The 19,439-nt window shown below is 47.1% G+C and carries 10 protein-coding genes; 3 read left to right on the forward strand and 7 right to left on the reverse strand.

The annotated features are described in order from the left end of the window. Positions 1-13: 13 nt before the first annotated feature. Positions 14-1,663: an ABC transporter substrate-binding protein gene (locus QUB14_RS01095; RefSeq protein WP_333214256.1), complete on the forward strand. Its 1,650-nt coding sequence runs from the start codon at positions 14-16 to the stop codon at positions 1,661-1,663. A gap of 161 nt (positions 1,664-1,824) precedes the next feature. Then, the gene (locus QUB14_RS01100) at positions 1,825-2,484 is read left to right on the forward strand and encodes a pentapeptide repeat-containing protein (protein ID WP_333214258.1); all 660 of its coding nucleotides are present in this window, start codon (positions 1,825-1,827) and stop codon (positions 2,482-2,484) included. Between the two features lie 275 nt (positions 2,485-2,759). On the opposite strand, the gene QUB14_RS01105 is transcribed toward QUB14_RS01100, so the two are convergent. The 4 genes from QUB14_RS01105 to acnB form a co-directional block, all read right to left on the reverse strand. Continuing rightward, on the reverse strand, positions 2,760-3,140 hold the full coding sequence (locus QUB14_RS01105) for a cupin domain-containing protein (protein ID WP_333165736.1): 381 nt from the start codon (positions 3,138-3,140) through the stop codon (positions 2,760-2,762). A gap of 85 nt (positions 3,141-3,225) precedes the next feature. Continuing rightward, positions 3,226-3,681, reverse strand: coding sequence for a nucleic acid-binding protein (locus tag QUB14_RS01110; RefSeq protein WP_333214260.1), 456 nt, complete (start codon positions 3,679-3,681; stop codon positions 3,226-3,228). A gap of 9 nt (positions 3,682-3,690) precedes the next feature. Beyond that, positions 3,691-4,047 carry a hypothetical protein gene (locus tag QUB14_RS01115; protein WP_333214262.1) on the reverse strand — a complete coding sequence of 119 codons (357 nt, stop codon included), beginning with the start codon at positions 4,045-4,047 and terminating at the stop codon, positions 3,691-3,693. A 159-nt stretch (positions 4,048-4,206) separates the two neighbouring features. Beyond that, complete coding sequence (acnB, locus tag QUB14_RS01120; protein ID WP_333214264.1) at positions 4,207-6,822, reverse strand: bifunctional aconitate hydratase 2/2-methylisocitrate dehydratase; 2,616 nt, start codon at positions 6,820-6,822, stop codon at positions 4,207-4,209. Between the two features lie 573 nt (positions 6,823-7,395). Here acnB and QUB14_RS01125 point away from each other — a divergent pair. Continuing rightward, complete coding sequence (locus QUB14_RS01125) at positions 7,396-11,526, forward strand: EAL domain-containing protein (protein ID WP_333214266.1); 4,131 nt, start codon at positions 7,396-7,398, stop codon at positions 11,524-11,526. 436 nt (positions 11,527-11,962) lie between these two features. On the opposite strand, the gene QUB14_RS01130 is transcribed toward QUB14_RS01125, so the two are convergent. The 3 genes from QUB14_RS01130 to QUB14_RS01140 form a co-directional block, all read right to left on the reverse strand. Next, the gene (locus QUB14_RS01130) at positions 11,963-16,522 is read right to left on the reverse strand and encodes a PAS domain S-box protein (protein WP_333214268.1); all 4,560 of its coding nucleotides are present in this window, start codon (positions 16,520-16,522) and stop codon (positions 11,963-11,965) included. 1,531 nt (positions 16,523-18,053) lie between these two features. After that, a complete protein-coding gene (gene mdh / locus QUB14_RS01135; protein WP_333214270.1) occupies positions 18,054-19,007 on the reverse strand; it encodes a malate dehydrogenase in 954 nt (317 codons plus the stop codon). Positions 19,008-19,130: 123 nt separating this feature from the next. After that, entirely contained in the window at positions 19,131-19,346 is a 216-nt protein-coding gene (locus QUB14_RS01140; protein ID WP_006635201.1) for an NAD(P)H-quinone oxidoreductase subunit O, read from the reverse strand. Between the last annotated feature and the right edge of the window lie 93 nt (positions 19,347-19,439).

Below are 19,439 nucleotides of genomic sequence, written 5' to 3' on the forward strand. Positions count from 1 at the left end.
TCAAAAAAAGACGATGGGAATTAACAAGCAGCAGCCTAGAATACGTATAAAACCTTCAGTGATTAAAGCAATAGCTCTGTTCTTTCTGTGCTGCTTTTTAACTGCAAGTTGTGGACAAAGAACACGTCCATCGGTCACTGCGAGCGGCGAAAATGCTAATAACCGCGTTACTATTGGCACAACCTTGAAATTGCGGACGATCGACCCTGCGGACGGTTACGAAACCTTATCAGGACAATTGCTGCGAAATTTGGGCGACACTCTCTACACTTACAAGTCGGGAACTACAGAGTTAATCCCCCACTTAGCGACAGCAATGCCAAAAGTTAGCCCTGACGGATTGACATATACAGTCCCCTTGCGTCAAGGAGTTATTTTTCACGACGACACACCGTTTAACGCCGCAGCAATGGAATTTTCCTTGCAGCGGTTTATCCAAAATGGCGGCAGTCCGGCTTTGTTGTTGAGCGATACAGTGGAATCGGTGAAAGCGACGGGCGAATACGAATTAACTTTTCAACTCAAAAAGCCTTTTGCTGCTTTTCCTTCCCTGTTGACATTTTCCGGTATGTGTGCCGTTTCTCCAAAAGCTTACGAGATTGGGCAGGGTAAATTTAAACCCGATACCTTTGTGGGAACTGGACGTTACAAGCTGGCGAAGTACGGCAGCGATTCTCTCAAGTTTGACGTGTTTGACAAGTATTGGGGGGAAAAGCCGGTTAATCAAGGAATTGACATTTTGCTGCTTTCTAGTTCGTCAAATTTGTTCAATACTTTTCAGACTGGTGCAGTCGATGTGGCTTATTTGTCTCTGGATGCAGACCAAGTTCGCAGCTTGGACGAGGGAGCAAAAAAAGGTAAATGGCAGGAAATCGCGGGGGAAAGCAGTACGGTTAATTACATGACGCTGAATATGCAGTCTAAACCGCTGGATAAGTTAGAAGTGAGACAAGCGATCGCATCAGTGATGGATCGCCCCCTGATTAACGAGCGCGTACTGCAGGGACAAGCACAACCGCTTTACAGTCTGATTCCCACAACCTTGGACGTTCAAAAACCGGTTTTCAAAGAACTGTACGGCGACGCCAACACCGCAAAAGCTAAGGAACTTTTAACGAAAGCGGGATACTCGGCTACAAATCCTTTTGTTCTGCCAATTTGGTATGCTTCGGCTTCCAGAAAAAGAGCTTTAGTCGCCAGTACGATCGAGGCGCAAACTAAACTCAAAATGGACGGGATAATGCAGGTAGAAATTAACAGCGTTGAATCTCCGACTTTGTTTCAAAACATCGAGAAGGGAATTTATCCTGCGGTTTTAGTGGATTGGTCCGCCGACTTTTTTGACGCTGACAATTACATTCAGCCGTTTTTAGATTGTGCCACAGGTTCGGAGGCTGGGGGCTGCTCCAAGGGTGCAAGTCAAAGTCAGGGTTCGTTTTATTATAGCGATCGGGTAAATCAACTGATCGACCAGCAGCGCAAAGAAACAAACCCTGAAACCCGCAAAGGCATATTTGCCGAAATTCAAGACATACTGGGTAAAGATGTACCTTTCATCCCTCTTTGGCAGGATAAGGACTATACATTTGCTCAGAACACCATCGCTGGGGTTCGTCTCGAACCGACGCAATCTTTTCCTTTTTGGTTCCTGAAGAAGCAATAATTCGTTACAATAATTGGGGGGTGTTGAAACGTCAATAATTATTGCATATTTTGTGCACAACAGGGTGATGATTGTCACAGTTTCTCAAAGAGACTGATCACCCTAACCTCTTTAATAATGTGGGATATTATTAAAAGAGAGATTTTGCTGAGGGTGGGTATATGAAACTTGGAATTTTAACAACAACAGGGCTGCTGATTGCGATGGGCTGGGCCTCGGGAGTAAAGGCAGAAAACTTATCCCACGTCAAGCAACTATTAGAAACTAAAAAATGTAGCCAATGTGACTTGACGGGAGCGCAACTTGCTGGTATGAATCTGAGCGGGGCAGATTTGAGCGGTGCGAATCTCAGAGGTGCAAATTTGAACGGTGCAAATTTGGACGAAGCCAAACTGAACGAAGCCAATTTGAAACAAGCTAAATTGCAAGGTGCGAGTTTAATTGCGGCTAAAATGCACGGGGCTAATTTGGAGGGTGCGGATTTGAGCCGTGCTAATCTAAGTATGGCGGGTTTAGTGATTGCGAGTTTGAAAAATACCAACCTTACCAGCGCTAATTTAATCGGCGCTAATTTAGAAAGCGCCAATTTGGCGGGTGCAAACCTGAGAAATGCTCGCCAGTCTGTAGCGAATTTAGCGAATGTTAGCCTCAGAGGTGGCAGTTTGTCGGGAATGGACGTACAGGGAGTCAACTTGCGGGATGCAAATTTGACCAATGCAAATTTGAATGGTGCAAATTTGAACGGTTCGGACTTGACAGGTGCTAATTTAAAGAATGCCAATATGGCAAATGTAGATTTGAAAAACGCTTCTTTGCCGTAGGACGATCGCCAATTGCTATATCAAATTCTAGTCCTTAAGAAACTTAATATAACAACGTAGGGGCAATTCTGAAATTGCCCCTACAGTTTTAATTGTAGGATTTATCTTGTTTCCGATCGCTGCGTAGGTCAATCGATTTTAGATTTTAGATTTTAGATTGAAGCATTGACCCCACGTATTAATCCGGGGGCTTGTATCCTGGATGCTTTCGATCATTGTTCGGTGTGCGAAGCTTTTCCCTGGCGTCTGGGATTGCTTCATATTTGGATCTAGGATCAATCTTCCTCGTGACTATCTTGGGCGAAGCGGATAATGTCATCATCGCCGAGGTATTCACCATTTTGGATTTCAATCATCACCAGGGGAATAACGCCTGGATTTTCTACGCGGTGAGCAGTATTCATGGGAACATAGGTTGACTGTTTCTGCATGAGAATCGTCTCTTTGTCGTCGCAGATAACTTTAGCGGTACCGGAGACGACAACCCAGTGTTCGCTGCGGTGATAGTGCATTTGGGTGCTGATGTGATGCCCCGGCTTGACTTCAATGCGATTGATCTTATAACGATCGCCCGCGTCTATGACTGTAACTTGACCCCAGTAGCGGGTTTGCGTGCGATCGTCAATTTTTTCGATTGTGTCCACTGTTTCCACCATGCTGTTTATCTCGCTAACGGTGTCTGCAAAAATATCTGTAGTTGAAAGTATAGCAGGGATTAGGTAAGTGCGATCGATTTAAAGATTACTGAATTAGTCGCCATTGGCGAGCATCAACAAATTGCGACAAATGCCCCACATTTGTTGTCGCAATTATCACCTCATTGCCTTCACTGGCCTCCAATATTGCTTGAGCCGCCAAAATCACATCTCCGTCAAGTGCATTAGGTTCGGCTGTTGGTCTTCCTCTCCTTCTCGAATCAGCCCACAACTGAGCTGCTAAAAGCATTACTTCTGTAGTCAAATGACGGTAGGGGAGTTGCGATTTAAGTTCATCAAGTCGTCTAATGCCTGCCGCCTTACCTGCACGAATTAATTCGCGCCTCACCTCATAGTCAGCAATTTCAGGGAGCATTACAATGTAACCTTTCATGGGCAAAGATTGCAGCCAAAGTTTGCCCTCTTGATATAAAGGAGAGGTGGCTTTGGGATTGGTAACAATTCCTAACGGCCCAGAATCTAAGAACACTATTCTGCTCATGGAATGCTCTTATATATGCACGGGATTTTCTTCTAGTGCCTTGCGGAGAACTTCAGCGGTTTCTGTTTGCTCCTGTTCATCTCCATCGTCAACCCAAGACTGTAGCAATTTGCTCAGAGCTTCGTGCTGCTGTAGGGGATCGATGGTCTTAATTTCGTCTGTAGCTTTTATCGAAGTATCGGGGGTTCCTGGCTTCATTTCTACTGTTTCGCGAAATAGCCGAATCATCTGAAGTAAGTTTGGCCAATATTCTCTCGGAGTTTGCTGAATCTCCCGCAAAAAATCTACAATTTCTTCGCCTATGCGAGTTTCTGGCGCTGAAGTTGCTGTCGCTTGGCTTTCGCTGATTAAAGCTTGCTCAGGCATAATCACTTTTCTCCTTTCTCAGATTTATATGAAGTTCAATTGATTTACGAAAAGGGGAGGGGGGCGGGTCGATCAATATCGTGGACGTGAATTAGAGATGCAGGCGTTCACGCCTACTCCTATTATAAACAAAAGGCGGGCCGTAGCCCGCCACACTTTTTACTTGCTCAACACACCATCGGGAATCCCCAAAATATCCTCAATGCGAGGCATATCTTCCAAAGCAATCACTCGCCCTTCATCCTCAAAACCAGCAATTTGATCGAAATTCAAATACCGATACAAATCGCCAGCAAAAGGATCGATTCTCTTCGACACAATGTCATTGTATTCTTCGACTGTAGGAATGCGACCTAACAGCGAACAAACGGCAGCCAATTCCGCTGAACCGAGATAAACTTGTGCATCTTTGCCCATGCGGTTGTTAAAGTTGCGAGTAGAAGTGGAAAAAACCGTTGTCGCATCTTTAACCCGCGCTTGATTGCCCATACAAAGACTGCAACCCGGCATTTCTGTGCGAGCTCCAGCGGCTCCAAAAATGCTGTAGAAACCTTCTTCTTTGAGTTGCTGTTCGTCCATGCGAGTGGGCGGACAAATCCACAGGCGAGTTTTCACTTCCCCTGCACCTTCCAACACCTTCGCAGTGGCGCGGTAGTGACCGATATTTGTCATGCAAGAACCGACAAATACTTCGTCAACGCGATCGCCCGCAACCTCACTCAACAACTTAACATTATCCGGGTCATTGGGGGCAGCCACAATTGGCTCTTTAATCTCGTTCAAATCGATTTCGATGATTTCAACGTATTCCGCATCAGCATCAGCCTCCAGCAGTACCGGATTTGCCAGCCATTCCTCCATCTTCGCTACCCGGCGCATCATCGTCCGCGCATCTTGATAGCCCCGCGCTACCATGTTTTTGAGCAGCGCGACATTGGAACGAATGTACTCGGAAACAGTCTCCACGCTCAGTTTAATCGTGCATCCGGCGCAAGAACGCTCGGCCGTCGCATCGGTCAATTCAAAAGCCTGCTCGACCTTCAAATTCGGCAAACCTTCAATCTCCATAATCCGCCCAGAAAAGATATTTTTCTTGTTCTGTTTCTCGACGGTTAGCAAGCCTTTTTGAATTGCTACATAGGGAATGGCATTTACAACATCCCTGAGCGTTACTCCCGGCTGCAATTCACCTTTAAACCGCACTAAAACCGATTCCGGCATATCCAAAGGCATAACCCCCAAGGCAGCAGCAAAGGCCACCAATCCCGATCCCGCAGGAAAGGAAATTCCCAAAGGAAAACGAGTGTGAGAATCGCCGCCTGTTCCCACTGTATCCGGCAATAACATTCGATTCAGCCAGGAGTGAATAATGCCGTCTCCCGGGCGCAAAGCTATGCCGCCACGCTGTGATATGAAATCGGGTAATTCATGGTGAGTTTTGACATCAACTGGTTTCGGATAAGCGGCGGTGTGGCAGAAACTTTGAATTACCAAATCGGCGCTAAATCCCAAACAAGCAAGTTCTTTCAATTCGTCCCGAGTCATCGGCCCGGTGGTATCTTGCGAGCCGACTGTTGTCATGGCTGGTTCGCAAGATGTACCGGGACGAACGCCGGACAAACCGCAAGCTTTGCCTACCATTTTTTGTGCTAAAGTGAAGCCTTTGCCCGTATCTACTGGGATTGTAGGACGGGTAAAAATAGTGCTGGGTTCTAGTCCTAAAGCTGCGCGGGTTTTGTCGGTTAAAGTCCGTCCAATTAATAGCGGAATTCGACCGCCTGCGCGAACTTCGTCTAGAATTGTGTCGGGTTTGAGAGTGAAGGTGGAGATAATTTCTCCGGCTTCGTTAGTGATTTCGCCTTTGTAGGGATGGATGGTAATTACCATTCCTGTTTCCATTTGGGAGACATCACATTCGATCGGCAATGCACCGGAATCTTCAGCGGTATTGAAGAAAATCGGGGCGATCGCACTTCCTAAAATATAACCGCCACTGCGCTTGTTGGGCACAAACGGAATATCATTGCCAATGTGCCAGAGCACGGAATTAATCGCCGATTTCCGCGACGAACCGGTACCGACAACATCACCAACATAGGCTACCGGATGGCCTTTTTGCTTCAATTCTGCAATGGTTTGCAAACCCCCAGGCATCTTACTTTCCAGCATCGCCAAAGCGTGCAGGGGAATATCGGGCCGCGTGGTAGCATGAGGTGCTGGCGACAAGTCGTCAGTATTCGTTTCTCCAGGAACTTTGAAGACTGTAACGGTAATCGCTTCTGGCAACACAGGACGACCCGTAAACCACTCGGCATCCGCCCAAGAATCGACTACCTGCTTGGCGTAGGGATTTGTATCCGACAAAGCTATAACGTCGTGGAAAGCGTCGAATACTAACAACGTTTTGCTCAGTGCCCGGGCTGCGGTGGCGGGAATGGCGACCTCGGCAGTGGGGTTGAGCAAATCGATTAAAGATTGGACGTTGTAACCGCCCATCATTGTCCCCAGCAGGTAAACTGCCCATTTGGGAGCAATTAGGGGGCTGTGGATTTCACCTTTAGCAATGCCAGTTAGAAAACCAGCTTTGACGTAGGCGGCGCTGTCTACTCCGGGCGGGACGCGATCGCGCAATAATTCTATTAAGGTTTCTTCTTCTCCAGCCGGCGGATTTTTCAGCAGTTCACACAGTTCCGATGTTTGCTGGGCGTCCAGCGGCAGCGGTGGAATTCCCAAAGCGGCCCGTTCGGCAGCGGTACGGCGGTAAGATTCAAGCATTTCTCCTCTCTCCTCGGATAGTATTCAGTGGTTGGCCAGCAGGTGACTTTACTTTTTAGATTAGGAGCTTCCGCTGCACATAGAGTAAAGTACCTCGCTCTTATAAAAACTTAACGCAACTTTAAAAACAGTAGATTGCCATACCAAAGATAGATGTGTTCTCCATTCCGAGTGTACGAGATCGCACTCCAGCCGAGCAGTGTAGAGGCCGTCAGTTGCATTGTTGTGGTTAAGATTAATGTGTAGTGGGCTACGATCGATCGTCCTCTGCATCCATCCCTAACAGCTAAAGCTAGGGAAGCATTTGTCAGTGAGCAATTATGCTCAGAATTTACTCGGATTGTGGGTACAAAACTCAGATTGGCGCGATCGAGGAATCATGCCGAGTGCCATATTTAGGCTCACCCACTCCCAAATCGCGAATTTTCTACTCCTAGAAAAGCAGTTTTTTTGAGTAATCTTACTGATTGACAAATGAAATTAAGTCCTTCAGTTGTTACCAATGCTCTGCATCGGAAATCGTCATTTACCACAAGTTTAAAAAAGTTGTCCTGCTAATGGATCAATTAAACAATGGAAAGTTTTATCCCTAAAAACTCTGAAAACTGTCACGGCTGGGCCTCCCAGCCAGACTTGTACAAAGAGCTGCAAGGAACCAAAGAATTACTGCTGACGATCGCCCACTCGATGCCAATGCCACTGATCGTCAGCAGTCTGGCGGACAGCACAATTCTTTATAGTAACGATTTATGCCGTCAGGCTTTCGGGTTCACAGCCTTCAAGTCGATCGACGGCCAAAAAGCCGAAATACTCTACCGCAACCCTGCAGATCGCCAGGAATTGCTGTTGCGGCTCGCCCGCAACGAACACGTCTGCGAGAGAGAAGTCCGGCTTAAAAAAGCTGACGGCACGCTGTTTTGGGCAAGTGTATCGATGCGGTATCTGACATTGGTGTCGGGGAAAGCTGTTCTGTCGGTGTTCAGCGACATTACGGCTCGGAAACGAGCGGCCGCGAAGGAGCAGGAATTGCTCGCGTCAATCCACTCGCGGGCCCGCCAGCAAGCGGCCGTCGCTTACTTGGGGCAGCAGGCCCTGGCCGAAACAGATTTGTCTGCACTGATGGACAAAGCTGCGGTTTTAATTGCTCAAACCCTGGACGTTGATTATTGCCAGTTGTTAGAACTGTTGCCCTCCGGTCATGCTTTTCTGCTGCGAGCGGGGGTGGGCTGGCAGCAGGGCCTCGTCGGCAGCGCTACTGTTGTCGCTTCTGCCCGATCGCAAGCAGGTTACACATTGCTAGCGGGCGAACCGACTATCGTCGAAGATTTGCGGGTGGAAACGCGCTTTAGCGAGTTGCCGCTACTGCACAACCACCGGGCGGTCAGCGGCGTTACTGTAATTATTCCCGGCAATCGAAAACTGGGAAGCAACTGGGGACAAGCAGAACCAACGAACAGTTCCTCCTCGCAGGCCTGGGGCATTTTGGGGGTTCATACCAGCCAAAGGCGGGTTTTCAGCCAAGATGACGTTTATTTTGTAGAAGCCATCGCCAACTTGTTAGCTGCGGCGATCGAGCGCATTCTATCGCAAGAGCGCTTACAAATGATGGAACGGGCGATCGAAAGTTGCAGCAACGGCATTGCAATCACCGACGCAACCGTTGCAGATAATCCGATTATTTATGTCAATCCCAGTTTTGAGCGGATTACTGGTTATCGCAGAGACGAGTTAATGGGGAAAAATTGCCGATTTTTGCAGGGCACAGACACGGACACCGCCGCTGCCAAACAATTGCGAATTGCGATTGAAGAAGGCAGAGAATCTCAAGTTATATTACGCAATTTTCGGAAAGACGGCACGCCTTTTTGGCACGAACTGTCGATCGCTCCGGTTTACAACTCGCGGCGACACTTAACCCACTTTATTGGAGTACAAACAGACATTACCGACCGCCAGCGCTCGGAAGAAGAATTATTTTTAAATTCTCAAGCTTTAGCAGCTTTTAGCGCTAATCTCAAACACTTGCACCGGATTACAACTTATCATTATCAAAACTTTGAAGAACTGGTTGACGATTATCTAACAGCAGGCTGTTTGATGTTTGGACTTTCTAGGGGCATCATGGCTGAAGTTGACCGCGAGACTTTTATTGTACGAGCAGCGAAAACTGATTTAGAATACTTAGTGCGAGGCTGTGAATTGAACCTCAACGATACTTACTGCGCTGCCGTCATTCAACTTAACAAAACAGTTGCGTATTCTCATATAGGAGCAGAGCCTGAGATGCGCCAACATCCAGCTTATCAAAAATGCCCCTCGGAATCTTACATCGGGACGCCGATATTTGTTAATAACAAAACTTACGGCACTTTGAGTTTTAGCTCTAGAGAAATAAAGAAAAAAAAGTTTCAGTACGAGGAGATAGAAATTATAGAACTGATGGCTCAAAGTATTGGCAAAATTCTGGCGGTTCACCAAATGGAAGTCGAACGCCAGCAAGCTGAAAAAGAGCGATGCGAGTTGATAGTATCTCTCAAAGAAAGTGAAGAACGCTATCGCCGTTTAGTAGAACTATCTCCCGAAGCGATCGCCGTTCACAGCCAAGGGAAAATCGCCTACATCAATGCTGCCGGCGCTAAACTCCTCGGTGCGAGTTCTCCCGAGGCGCTAATCGGCTTTCCGGTATTGCATTTCGTCCATCCAAACTATGTGGAAACAGCCAGAGAGCGCATTCGGCTAGTCGAGACAGAAAATCAGCCGCTCGACCTTGCCGAACAAAAACTGATTCGGTTCGATGGACAAATAATAGACGTTGAAGTTGCCGGCATCCCCGCTACTTATCAAGGCTTGACCGCCGCCCAGATTATTATCCGAGATGTCACCGAGCGCAAGCGAGTAGAACGGGAACTGCTGCACGGCGCTTTTCACGATGCGCTGACAGGTTTGCCCAACCGCCTTTTGTTCCTAGACAGGCTAGGACAAGCCATCCGCCGATCCAATCAGTCCCCCGATTACAAATTTGGTTTACTTTTCCTAGATTTAGACCGCTTCAAAGTAGTTAATGATTCTTTAGGACACGTTTTAGGAGACAAACTGCTAATTGCCCTCGCGCAGCGACTGCAAACCTGCGTCCGGGTTTCTGATACCGTCGCCCGGCTGGGGGGAGACGAATTCACCATCCTGCTAGACCACATTCAGAGCCTCAGCGACGCCACCCTCGCAGCTAAAAAGATACAAACAGAACTGACGAAGCCGTTTCATCTTGAAGGGCACGAAGTATTTACCACGGCTAGCATTGGCATTGTTTTCAGTCGAGGCGACGCCACCGCCAGTGGCGAATCAAATTCGTACACTCACCCGGAAGAATTCCTACGCGATGCTGACATCGCTATGTACCGCGCTAAAGCTTTGGGTAAGGCCCGCCACGAAGTCTTTAATTTGGCGATGCACGACCACACTATGTCGCTGTTGCAGTTAGAAACTGACCTGCGGTTGGCTATTTTGGGGAAGGAGGAATTAGGACAGAGCAAGGATCAAGGTTCGCACTTTATTGTGCACTACCAACCGATTGTTTCGATCGCCAGCGGTGCGCTCGAAGGTTTTGAGGCCTTAGTGCGCTGGCACCACCCAGTTCGGGGTCTAGTGCCGCCGTCTACTTTTATCCCTGTAGCTGAAGAAACAGGTTTGATCGTGCCTCTGGGAGCCTGGGTGTTGCGGGAAGCTTGTCAGCAATTGCGGATTTGGCAAGAAATGTTAACGGAGCAACAGAGAAGAAGTCCAATGGAAGTCGGAATAAGGTCCTTCGACTCCCTTTGGCTTCACTCAGGGCAAGTCGCTCAGCGTAACCATAAGGAAGAAGGCGCTTCGACTTCGGTCACGGTAACAACAGGGAAGATGGCAACGGGCAATGTAGGGGATTTAACTGATGTATCTGTTACAGGGAATGAACAACACGGAACTTTTAGTGAGCGTAGCCCCAGTATTGGTCACAGGGAAGAAAGAATCGGTAAAAAATTACCACTTCCCAGTTACCAATTCCCGATTACCGATTTCCACTCCTCTATTACCAGTTCCCAATTCCCAATTACCAATACTTCGGCTACGTTCAGTACAGCTTCCCAGGTACCAATTCCGAATTTTAAATTACCAATTATTGCTCCTTCGCAATTAACAATGAGCGTCAATCTCTCTCCTAAACAGTTAGGTATGCCGAATTTAATCGAGGAAATCGATGAAATTTTAGCAGAAACGGGCTGCAATCCGAGCTGTTTAAAATTGGAGATTACTGAAAGCGCGATCGTGGAAAATGTGAAGAAAGCCAATATTGTGCTAGCCGAATTAAAAGCTAGAAATATTCGATTGTCGATCGACGATTTCGGTACTGGCTATTCGTCTTTGAGTTACTTGCACCGTTTTCCGCTGGATACACTGAAGATCGATCGATCTTTTGTGAGCCGCTTGGGGGCTGGCGAAAATGGTGACGACGGGGGTCAGCCTTTGCAGATTGTGCGGGCGATCGTAACTTTGGCTCACAACTTGGGATTGAATGCGATCGCCGAAGGTGTAGAGACAGGCGAACAGTTAGCACAGCTTCGAGAACTCGACTGCGAATTAGCTCAGGGATATTGGTTTTCTAAACCTTTGGACAGTTCCACCGTGACCGAAATGCTGATAAATCTCGGTAAAATAGAAATTATGGACTGAGTGAGGTACAGATTGGTCAATGGTGCGTCACCCCGTGAAGACCTTTTTGCTACAAACTCACAATCTCAAAACTGATGCACCGGCCCGAGAAATTCTCTTTTTAAAACCGCAGATGATGGCAGATAAACACAGATTAACGCAGATGAATTAGATCCATTCCGGTTGCATTGTCGGTAATTGTTGACTGTGGACTGGATTTTATCAGGACGATGCTACCGGATTTGATATGGTTGACAATTACAAAACTGACGCACAGTAACGCTTTCGCAATTGCCAATTGCCAATTATATCATTTCCGGTTACACTCATACATGATGTTGACTGTTGACGGTTGACTGTTGACGCCGTGAACAGTGAACAGTCAACAGTCAACCGTCAACTCGAATTTACCATTCCGATGCTAACGGATTTGATATTACAACTTACCAATTCCCCATTAACAATTAGCTTTGAGGGGAATCTCGATCGTCAATTCTGTACCCTTTCCCGGTGAAGAACTGCATTTCAGCGACCCATTGTGTCTGTCTGTAACAATTTGATAGCTAATTGACAAGCCCATCCCAGTGCCTTTACCCACAGGTTTAGTGGTAAAAAACGGGTCAAAAAGGCGAGTGCCGACCGCCTCCGGTATTCCCGGCCCGTTGTCAGCAATCCGAATAATTACCTTGCCCGCTGGCGATATTTCAGTGCGGATGCGGATGTGGCTCGGCTGTTCCCGCATTTCCTCAGCAGAACGGCGCAGATCCCGTTCTTCCAAAGCATCCAAAGCATTGCTCAAGATGTTCATAAATACTTGATTTAACTGTCCGGCATAACATTCTACTAAGGGCAGTTGACCGTATTCTTTAATCACCTCAATTTCTGGATGATTGTGTTTAGCTTTGAGCCGGTGCTGCAAAATCATCAGGGTGCTATCTATGCCGTCGTGGATGTTGACTGCTTTCATTTCCGCTTCGTCCATGCGGGAAAATGTGCGGAGAGAAGCAACAATTTGTTGAATTCTGTCTGCACCGACTTTCATTGAAGAAAGCAACTTTGGCAGGTCTTCCATCAGAAAGTCGAGTTCAATAGTGTCTACTTCCTCTTGAATTTCCGGGACTGGATCGGGATAGTGATTTTGGTAAAGTTCGATCAGGTGTAGTAAGTCTTGAGTATAGTCGTTAGCGTGGGTGAGATTGCCGTAAATAAAGTTAACTGGGTTGTTAATTTCGTGAGCGACTCCTGCCACAAGTTGACCGAGACTCGACATTTTTTCATTTTGAATTAACTGCGATTGAGTGCTAGTTAATTGCTGCAAGGTTTGTTCTAATTCGAGAGCTTTATTGCGAGTTTGAGCGTAAAGATCGGCTTGGTTGAGAGCGATCGCCAATTGAACTGTAATCGCTTGCAACAATTCTACTTCGCTGTCGCTCCAGGGCCGCACAGAACAGCAGGAGCAGCAGCTAACTGCACTTATTACCCCAGAAAGTGCCTGCATGGGAATGATTAATACAGATTGGTAGCCCATCGATCGAACGATTTGTTTCCAAACAGGATCTGCGACTGTTTCGACATCATCCACCCGCAGCATTTCCATCTGCAATACTTTTTCTCCCACAGGACCGAAGTCGGAAGCTTGATAGCTACCTGTTAAATCGGGAAGTTCCCGAAGGCGAGATTCTTTAATAATTTCCCAGAAAGGCTCCTCTCCGTCGTCGCGATACCAGGCAAAATTGCAACGATCGATCTGCAGGAAAGCGCGAATTTCCTTAACTGCGACTGTAACGATGCTGTCGAAGTCGAGGGAATTGCGGATTTGAGCCGTGAGGTTGTTGAGCAATTTTTCTCGATCGGCCTGCTGTCTGAGTCGGGCTTCCGATTGCCTCAAGGCAATTTCTCCCTGCTTGCGATCGGTAATGTCTTCAGTGACAACTAATAGATATTGCGGTTTGCCATCCGCATCGAGAATTGCGGTTTTCTTCGTATGAAATATGCGAGTATCGCCTTCTCTTGTTTGAATCAGTTCTTCGGGAATGTCTACAATTTGCCCGCTGGCGAGCGCTTCCCGGTTTTTGGCGGTGACAAAATCGCCTTGTTCTCTGGGCAAAACGTCGGAGTCCTTTTTGCCCATAACTTCTGCTGAACTGTAACCGAGCACCTGTTCGGCGACTGGGTTCCACAGTACAAACCGCAGTTCTTGGGCCTCCTTGACAACTACTGCGACGGGTATGGTGTTGAGCACTGATTCCATAAACTGTTGAGCCTGTTGCAGTTCTGCTTCTGCCTGTTTGCGATCGCTAATATCTCGGACGTTGGCAATGACCCTGAGATTGCCGTTGAGATGAATTCGGGACAGGGCAATTTCTGCATCAAAAGTTGAACCGTCGTTGGGACGCCTCGCTTTCCATTCCACGCGACCTGTTTCGCCGGCTAATACTCTTTCCCAAAGTTCTCCCATTTGTTCAATGGGATTGTCGCCACTTGAATAGTCATTTTTAGTTGATAATTTTGTTGCTTGTTCGGGGGTAACTCCGTACATTTCTAACATTCGATTATTGACATCGAGAATGTTTCCTTCTAAATCGTGAATGAAGATAGCATCGTAGACATTGTTAAATATGGTTCGCAGGTTTTGCTCGGAAACTTGCAGCGCTGCTTCTGCCTGTTTGCGATCGCCAATTTCTTGCTCTAATTGGGTGACTGCTTGGGAAAGTTCGGCCGTACGATCGCTCACTCTGTCTTCCAACTCGGCGGCTGCTTGTCGCAGGGCTGCTTCGGCGGCTTTGCGATCGGTAATGTCGATCACCGTACCGAACAGTTTTACCACATTGCCGTTCACATCGGTTTCGGCTCTGCCTACGGCGTTCACGTGTCGCAAGATGCCGTCGGGACGGTAAAGGCGAAAGTCAAACTCAAAAGGGATGCCTGTTGCGAGCCCCTGCTGCACTTGAGTTTGCCACAATTCCAAATCTTCTGGATGAATCAGAGCTACCTGTTCGGCTATGTTGGGCGCGATGGGGGCCGGTTCGAGCCCGAAGATGCGAAAGAGTTCTTCCGACCAAGTGAGGGTTTCGGTGGATGCGTCGAGTTCCCAATTGCCGACGTGGGCGAGTCTCTGGGCTTCTTTGAGCTGCCGCTGGCTGTTGCGGATGGCGGTTTCGGCAACTTTGCGATCGGTAATGTCGAACAATACGCCGCAAAATACGATTTCGCCGTTCTCGCTGCGGGTGGGCATGGAGTCGCCCTGCCACCAGCGAATCTCACCGTCGGGCTTGACTAACCGCCCTTCGTAGTGCCACAGGGAGAGGTTTTCTATGGCCTTGTTCACCGAAGCGATGTAGCCTTCCAAGTCTTCGGGGTGGACGCGGGAAATGAATGTATTCATGTCTCGCATCATTTCTGCTGCTGTGATGCCGATGAGATGTTCGATGTGATCGCTCATGTAGTCAATGCGCCAAACTCCGTCACGGTTGCAAAACTGGAACAGGGCTCCGGGCATGGTGGCCGCGATCGTCCGAAACTTGGTTTCGCTAGCCGTGAGGGCGGCAAAAGTCTGGCGCAGTTCTGCCGTGCGTGCTTCTACTCTGCGTTCTAGTTCTGCGTTGGCGTGTTGCAATGCTGCTTCTGCGCGCTTGCGATCGGTAATGTCCGTGGCTGTGCCGGTGGTGCCGAGGAAGTTTCCGGTTTCGTCATACAGGGCGATCGCGTTAAACATCAAATGTTTCATGCTACCGTCTTTGGCGATGTGGGTGCTTTCGTACTGGAAAACTGATTCTCCGGCAAACAGGCGGGCGAAAACTTCTAAATCTTTCTGGCTTTGTTCTGGTGTCGCAAAGTCGGAGAAGGGCCTACCGATCATTTCTTCTGGTTCGTAACCGTAGATGTACTTAACTGCTGGGTTGACGAAGGTATAGCGTCCTAAAGCATCGACCGACCAAATCATGTCTTGAGATGTTTCTACCAGGCTGCGGTATTTGGTTTCGCTGGCTTTGACGGCTTCTTCTGTTTTTTTGCGTTCCGTCATGTCGCGGGAGACGCCGACAGTCATGACGATTTGGCCGTCTGCGTTGCGAATCGGTGTTTTGACGGTGCTGAACAGCCGCACTTCTCCGTCGTAGCGCGTCACCGGTTCTTCGGAAATTTGCAGAGTCTGTCCGGTTTCAAATACGAAGGCGTCATCTTTGATGTACTGGAGAGTATTGTCGGTATCGGCGAAAGGTGCGTCTACTATGTCTTGAAGTTCCTCTTCAGTCATGCCGTAATAGTCGCGGAACGCTTGATTTGCCCAAACAATTTTGGATTTGGGGCCTTTGACTAATACCATATCGCCGATCGAATCGAGAATTTGGTGATATTTTTCCTCGCTGTCGCGGAGTTTCTGCTGTGCCGCTTCGATTTCTGCTATTTGCCTCTGGGTTTGCAAGTGCAGTTCGGCTTGGTGGATGGCAACTGCTAAATGGTCGCCTACTTGTCTGGCAAATTCGATTTCGTCTTCTTGCCACTGGCGGGGTTGACCGCAGGAGTGAATGCACAGCAATCCCCACAGGTGTTGCCCTTGCAGCAGCGGTACGACTAAGTTGGCTCGGATTTGAAATCGCTTGAGGATTTTGAGGTGACAAGGACTCAACCGGGCTTTGTAAATGTCCGTGACTGCTTGAACGTATCCTTTGGCATAGTTGGCGGCAAATTGTTCGCCGAAACAGTAGTCGCTGACTCTTGCTCCCAAAGATGGGCTGTATTGGGGCAGTACGTCTTCGGACACTACTTCGCCCTCATTCCATTCGGATTCGGGAAGAAAGCGGTAGACGGCGACTCGATCGGCATTTAGGAGTTGCCGAACTTCGGTGGCTGTGATTTTGAATATTGTTTCTAAGTCTAGGGATTCACGAATTTTGCTAATAACTCCCATCAGCGCTTGCAGCTTTTTGAACCAGGTTTGAGACTGCGTTTCTCTTTCTAGGTGAGCTAGTTTCTCGCGCAGGTTGCTGACTTCGTGATACAGGTATTCATGAAACATAATGCTTTTTCTTTAGTTATTTTGCGGTTTGTTATCAAGGTTGATGGCATCTCAATAGCGCTCTGCAAGTTGAGCCTGGTAACTCAAAAAGGCAAAGAACATATTCTCCTCCTTCTGCTAGCACTTAGCAGCTACTCACGCTGCATTTCCGTATTTTTTCTAGATTGAATGGTCAATTGACCATGTTAGCTCCTGTATTTTTACTTAAAAAATGGCATAATTTGTTACTTAATAAATTGGCAATTATTGAGAAGAATGGCAACCAAGCTTAAACATAAACCCGGTTTCTTAAGGTAATTAAGTCAGGGAAGTTCCGAAAGTGGAAACAAGAAACAGCCTTTCATGCCAGGCTCCTGGGGAGCATCCTGACTAATTTTGACATTTTTTTCGCTCGCCTTCGGTTGCAATTGTCACCTTTTTATTATTACGGCCAACTCGATCTATGGTTTCCTTGGTTGGGCGATCGAATATCCTGTTGGGAGCGCCTGTATGAAAATTTGTTTAAAGTTAGGCGCTCGCCTTTTCTATGGTTTTCGCTAATTCTCGATTTATCTGTCCTAAATTAAATTTAATACAGACTTTCGGGCAATCCGATATTTTAGAGAATTTTACTGGCTTTCTAATTGTTTTATGCTATCGATTTGATTTTTTAAACTTATTAAAATCCACCGCAGCAGAGATCAGTTTTAAGTTAAACACTTGAGGTAGTTGCAGAGTATGGTTAAATTGGCTGAACTCAAGGGCGATTCCCTACCCTTCACCGAACGCACCCGGGTTCGGGATAGCTTCGCTTTACGAACAGTTTTTACCCAATTTTTGCATTTTTTGAGAAGTGTAGAAATTTTTAGATAATACTAAGATTTAGGGTATCACATTTTTGACTAAAGTCAAGGTCTTTCAAGCTTGATGAACAGAAATGGGGATCGCGAGGATTAAAGTTTGGGCGAAGTAATGATAAATTGCGTATAAACTCGCATTGCGCTTTGTATATTTAAAGTGCCACCCTGCTGTCGGACAATAATATCGCGAGTCAGAGACAATCTAAAACCGAGGGCTTCTGCTGTCGGTTTAGTAGTAAAGAAAGGCTAAATTTTTTCTTGGCTTTTTAGAGAAATTCCGAGGTTGTTTTCGCGGAGAAAAAGTTCAAGTGCTTTTGCCAGTTTTGGCATTTTTACCAAATTTTGGATAATATCGTTTCCGGTTGTATCGGAATGATACCGAGGAGACGGCTTGGCCGTCCCTACCCCGATTAATTGTAGGGACTTAGGCCAAGCCGTCTCCTGACTGCAGGTAATATTAATTCCGATGCTACCGGAGTTGATATAAAACTTTCAGTTTAGCGCTCGGTTCCTTGCTGCCATTTTTCTGCTTTTAAAATGCAGCATAAAAAGCATTTTCAATGATATTTATAAAATCGCGATTGAGAGCCAATAAGCCTATTTCAGACCGAGCGAGCGCACTGTCATACTCAATATAAGTTATTATATTGAAGTGGCGATCAGGCTGCTTTGAGCGACGAACTGCTACAAACTTAAGAAGCCTTTTTCAGTATGGCCCTGGCTTCCTCAATATTTTGGGCAACCAATTTGCCCGACTCGATAAAGGCTGCTCTTTCAGTATCGCTGAGTTCGAGTTCCACTATTTGTTCGACTCCCTGAGATCCCAAGCGGCAGGGCACTCCTAAAAAGATATCTTGCAGGCCGTATTCGCCGTGCAAATAAACGCAGCAAGGCAAGAGTCGCGACTGATTAAATAAAATAGATTCTACCATCAAACAGACAGCAGATGCGGGTGCAAAATAAGCACTACCAGTCTTCATCAATTCTACAATTTCTGCGCCGCCGTGGCGAGTTCGCTGTACGAGTCGATCGATCGCCCCAGCATCCATAAGTTGATTGATGGGAATACCGTTGACAGTAGAATAGCGGGGTAAAGGAACCATCAAATCGCCGTGAGAACCGATGACAGTTGCATTGATTTCAGCAATTGAAACGCCCAATTCCATTGCTATAAAAGTTTCAAAGCGGGCGGAGTCGAGAACTCCCCCCATACCCATGACTCGGTGTTTGGGCAAATCCGCTGCTTCCCAAGCTAAATAAGTCATGATATCTAGGGGATTTGTGACTGTGATTAAGATTGCTTCGGGAGAATGCTCGATCGCCTGTTTTGTGGCTTCGGTGACAATTCGAGCATTGATTTTAATTAAATCTTCCCGATTGATACCGGGTTTGCGCGGCACTCCGGCGGCAATTACTATAATATTTGAGTTGGTGGTATCTCTATAATCATTTGTACCGACAATTTGGCGATCGTGGCGTTCCACTCCCCTGGCTTCCATCAAATCCAAAGCAACGCCCTGCGGCCAACCCTCCACAATATCTAGCAATACTACATCTGCCAGATTTTTCTCAGCAATTCGCTGGGCTAACGTACTGCCGACTTTGCCTGCACCAATAATTGATACGCGGTTTGATGGAGAATTCATTGGATTTTAGATTTTAGATTTTAGATTTTAGATTTTAGATTTGAGCAATGAGCTTAATTGGGGAAAGGTGCGCGGTGTGCACCCTTCGCTACATTAAGAACAGTGATGTTTAGTTTTGGTGAGTTAGTTAAAATCTTCGAGTTGGTCTACCCGCAGCCAAATATTGGGGGTGGGTACTTTGCCAAATTTGACGAAGGCGTAGTCGCCGCGAACATCCATCACTTCGCCCTTTGTTTCAAATATATACGAGGAAAAGCGCTGGTCGCTGGCTTTGGCTTCTAGACTGTTTTCCAATTTTTCGCGTACAGCGCGAACTATACTGCCTTTCTTGATTGCCATAACTTGCTTTGTTTAGTTTAAAAAACTATACAAATTTTAATCTAGATTTGGCTGGAAAGGACTTCTTCTTTCTTCTGACATCTGGCACCATTC

This window comes from Microcoleus sp. B3-D2 (assembly GCF_036705345.1).
Classification (GTDB): domain Bacteria; phylum Cyanobacteriota; class Cyanobacteriia; order Cyanobacteriales; family Microcoleaceae; genus Microcoleus.

Bases quoted from the DNA above. Each gene is read 5' to 3' on its own strand.
- QUB14_RS01095 (WP_333214256.1), top strand. From the start codon at position 14: ATGGGAATTAACAAGCAGCAGCCTAGAATACGTATAAAACCTTCAGTG.
- QUB14_RS01100 (WP_333214258.1), top strand. From the start codon at position 1,825: ATGAAACTTGGAATTTTAACAACAACAGGGCTGCTGATTGCGATGGGC.
- QUB14_RS01105 (WP_333165736.1), bottom strand. From the start codon at position 3,140: ATGGTGGAAACAGTGGACACAATCGAAAAAATTGACGATCGCACGCAA.
- QUB14_RS01110 (WP_333214260.1), bottom strand. From the start codon at position 3,681: ATGAGCAGAATAGTGTTCTTAGATTCTGGGCCGTTAGGAATTGTTACC.
- QUB14_RS01115 (WP_333214262.1), bottom strand. From the start codon at position 4,047: ATGCCTGAGCAAGCTTTAATCAGCGAAAGCCAAGCGACAGCAACTTCA.
- acnB (WP_333214264.1), bottom strand. From the start codon at position 6,822: ATGCTTGAATCTTACCGCCGTACCGCTGCCGAACGGGCCGCTTTGGGA.
- QUB14_RS01125 (WP_333214266.1), top strand. From the start codon at position 7,396: ATGGAAAGTTTTATCCCTAAAAACTCTGAAAACTGTCACGGCTGGGCC.
- QUB14_RS01130 (WP_333214268.1), bottom strand. From the start codon at position 16,522: ATGTTTCATGAATACCTGTATCACGAAGTCAGCAACCTGCGCGAGAAA.
- mdh (WP_333214270.1), bottom strand. From the start codon at position 19,007: ATGAATTCTCCATCAAACCGCGTATCAATTATTGGTGCAGGCAAAGTC.
- QUB14_RS01140 (WP_006635201.1), bottom strand. From the start codon at position 19,346: ATGGCAATCAAGAAAGGCAGTATAGTTCGCGCTGTACGCGAAAAATTG.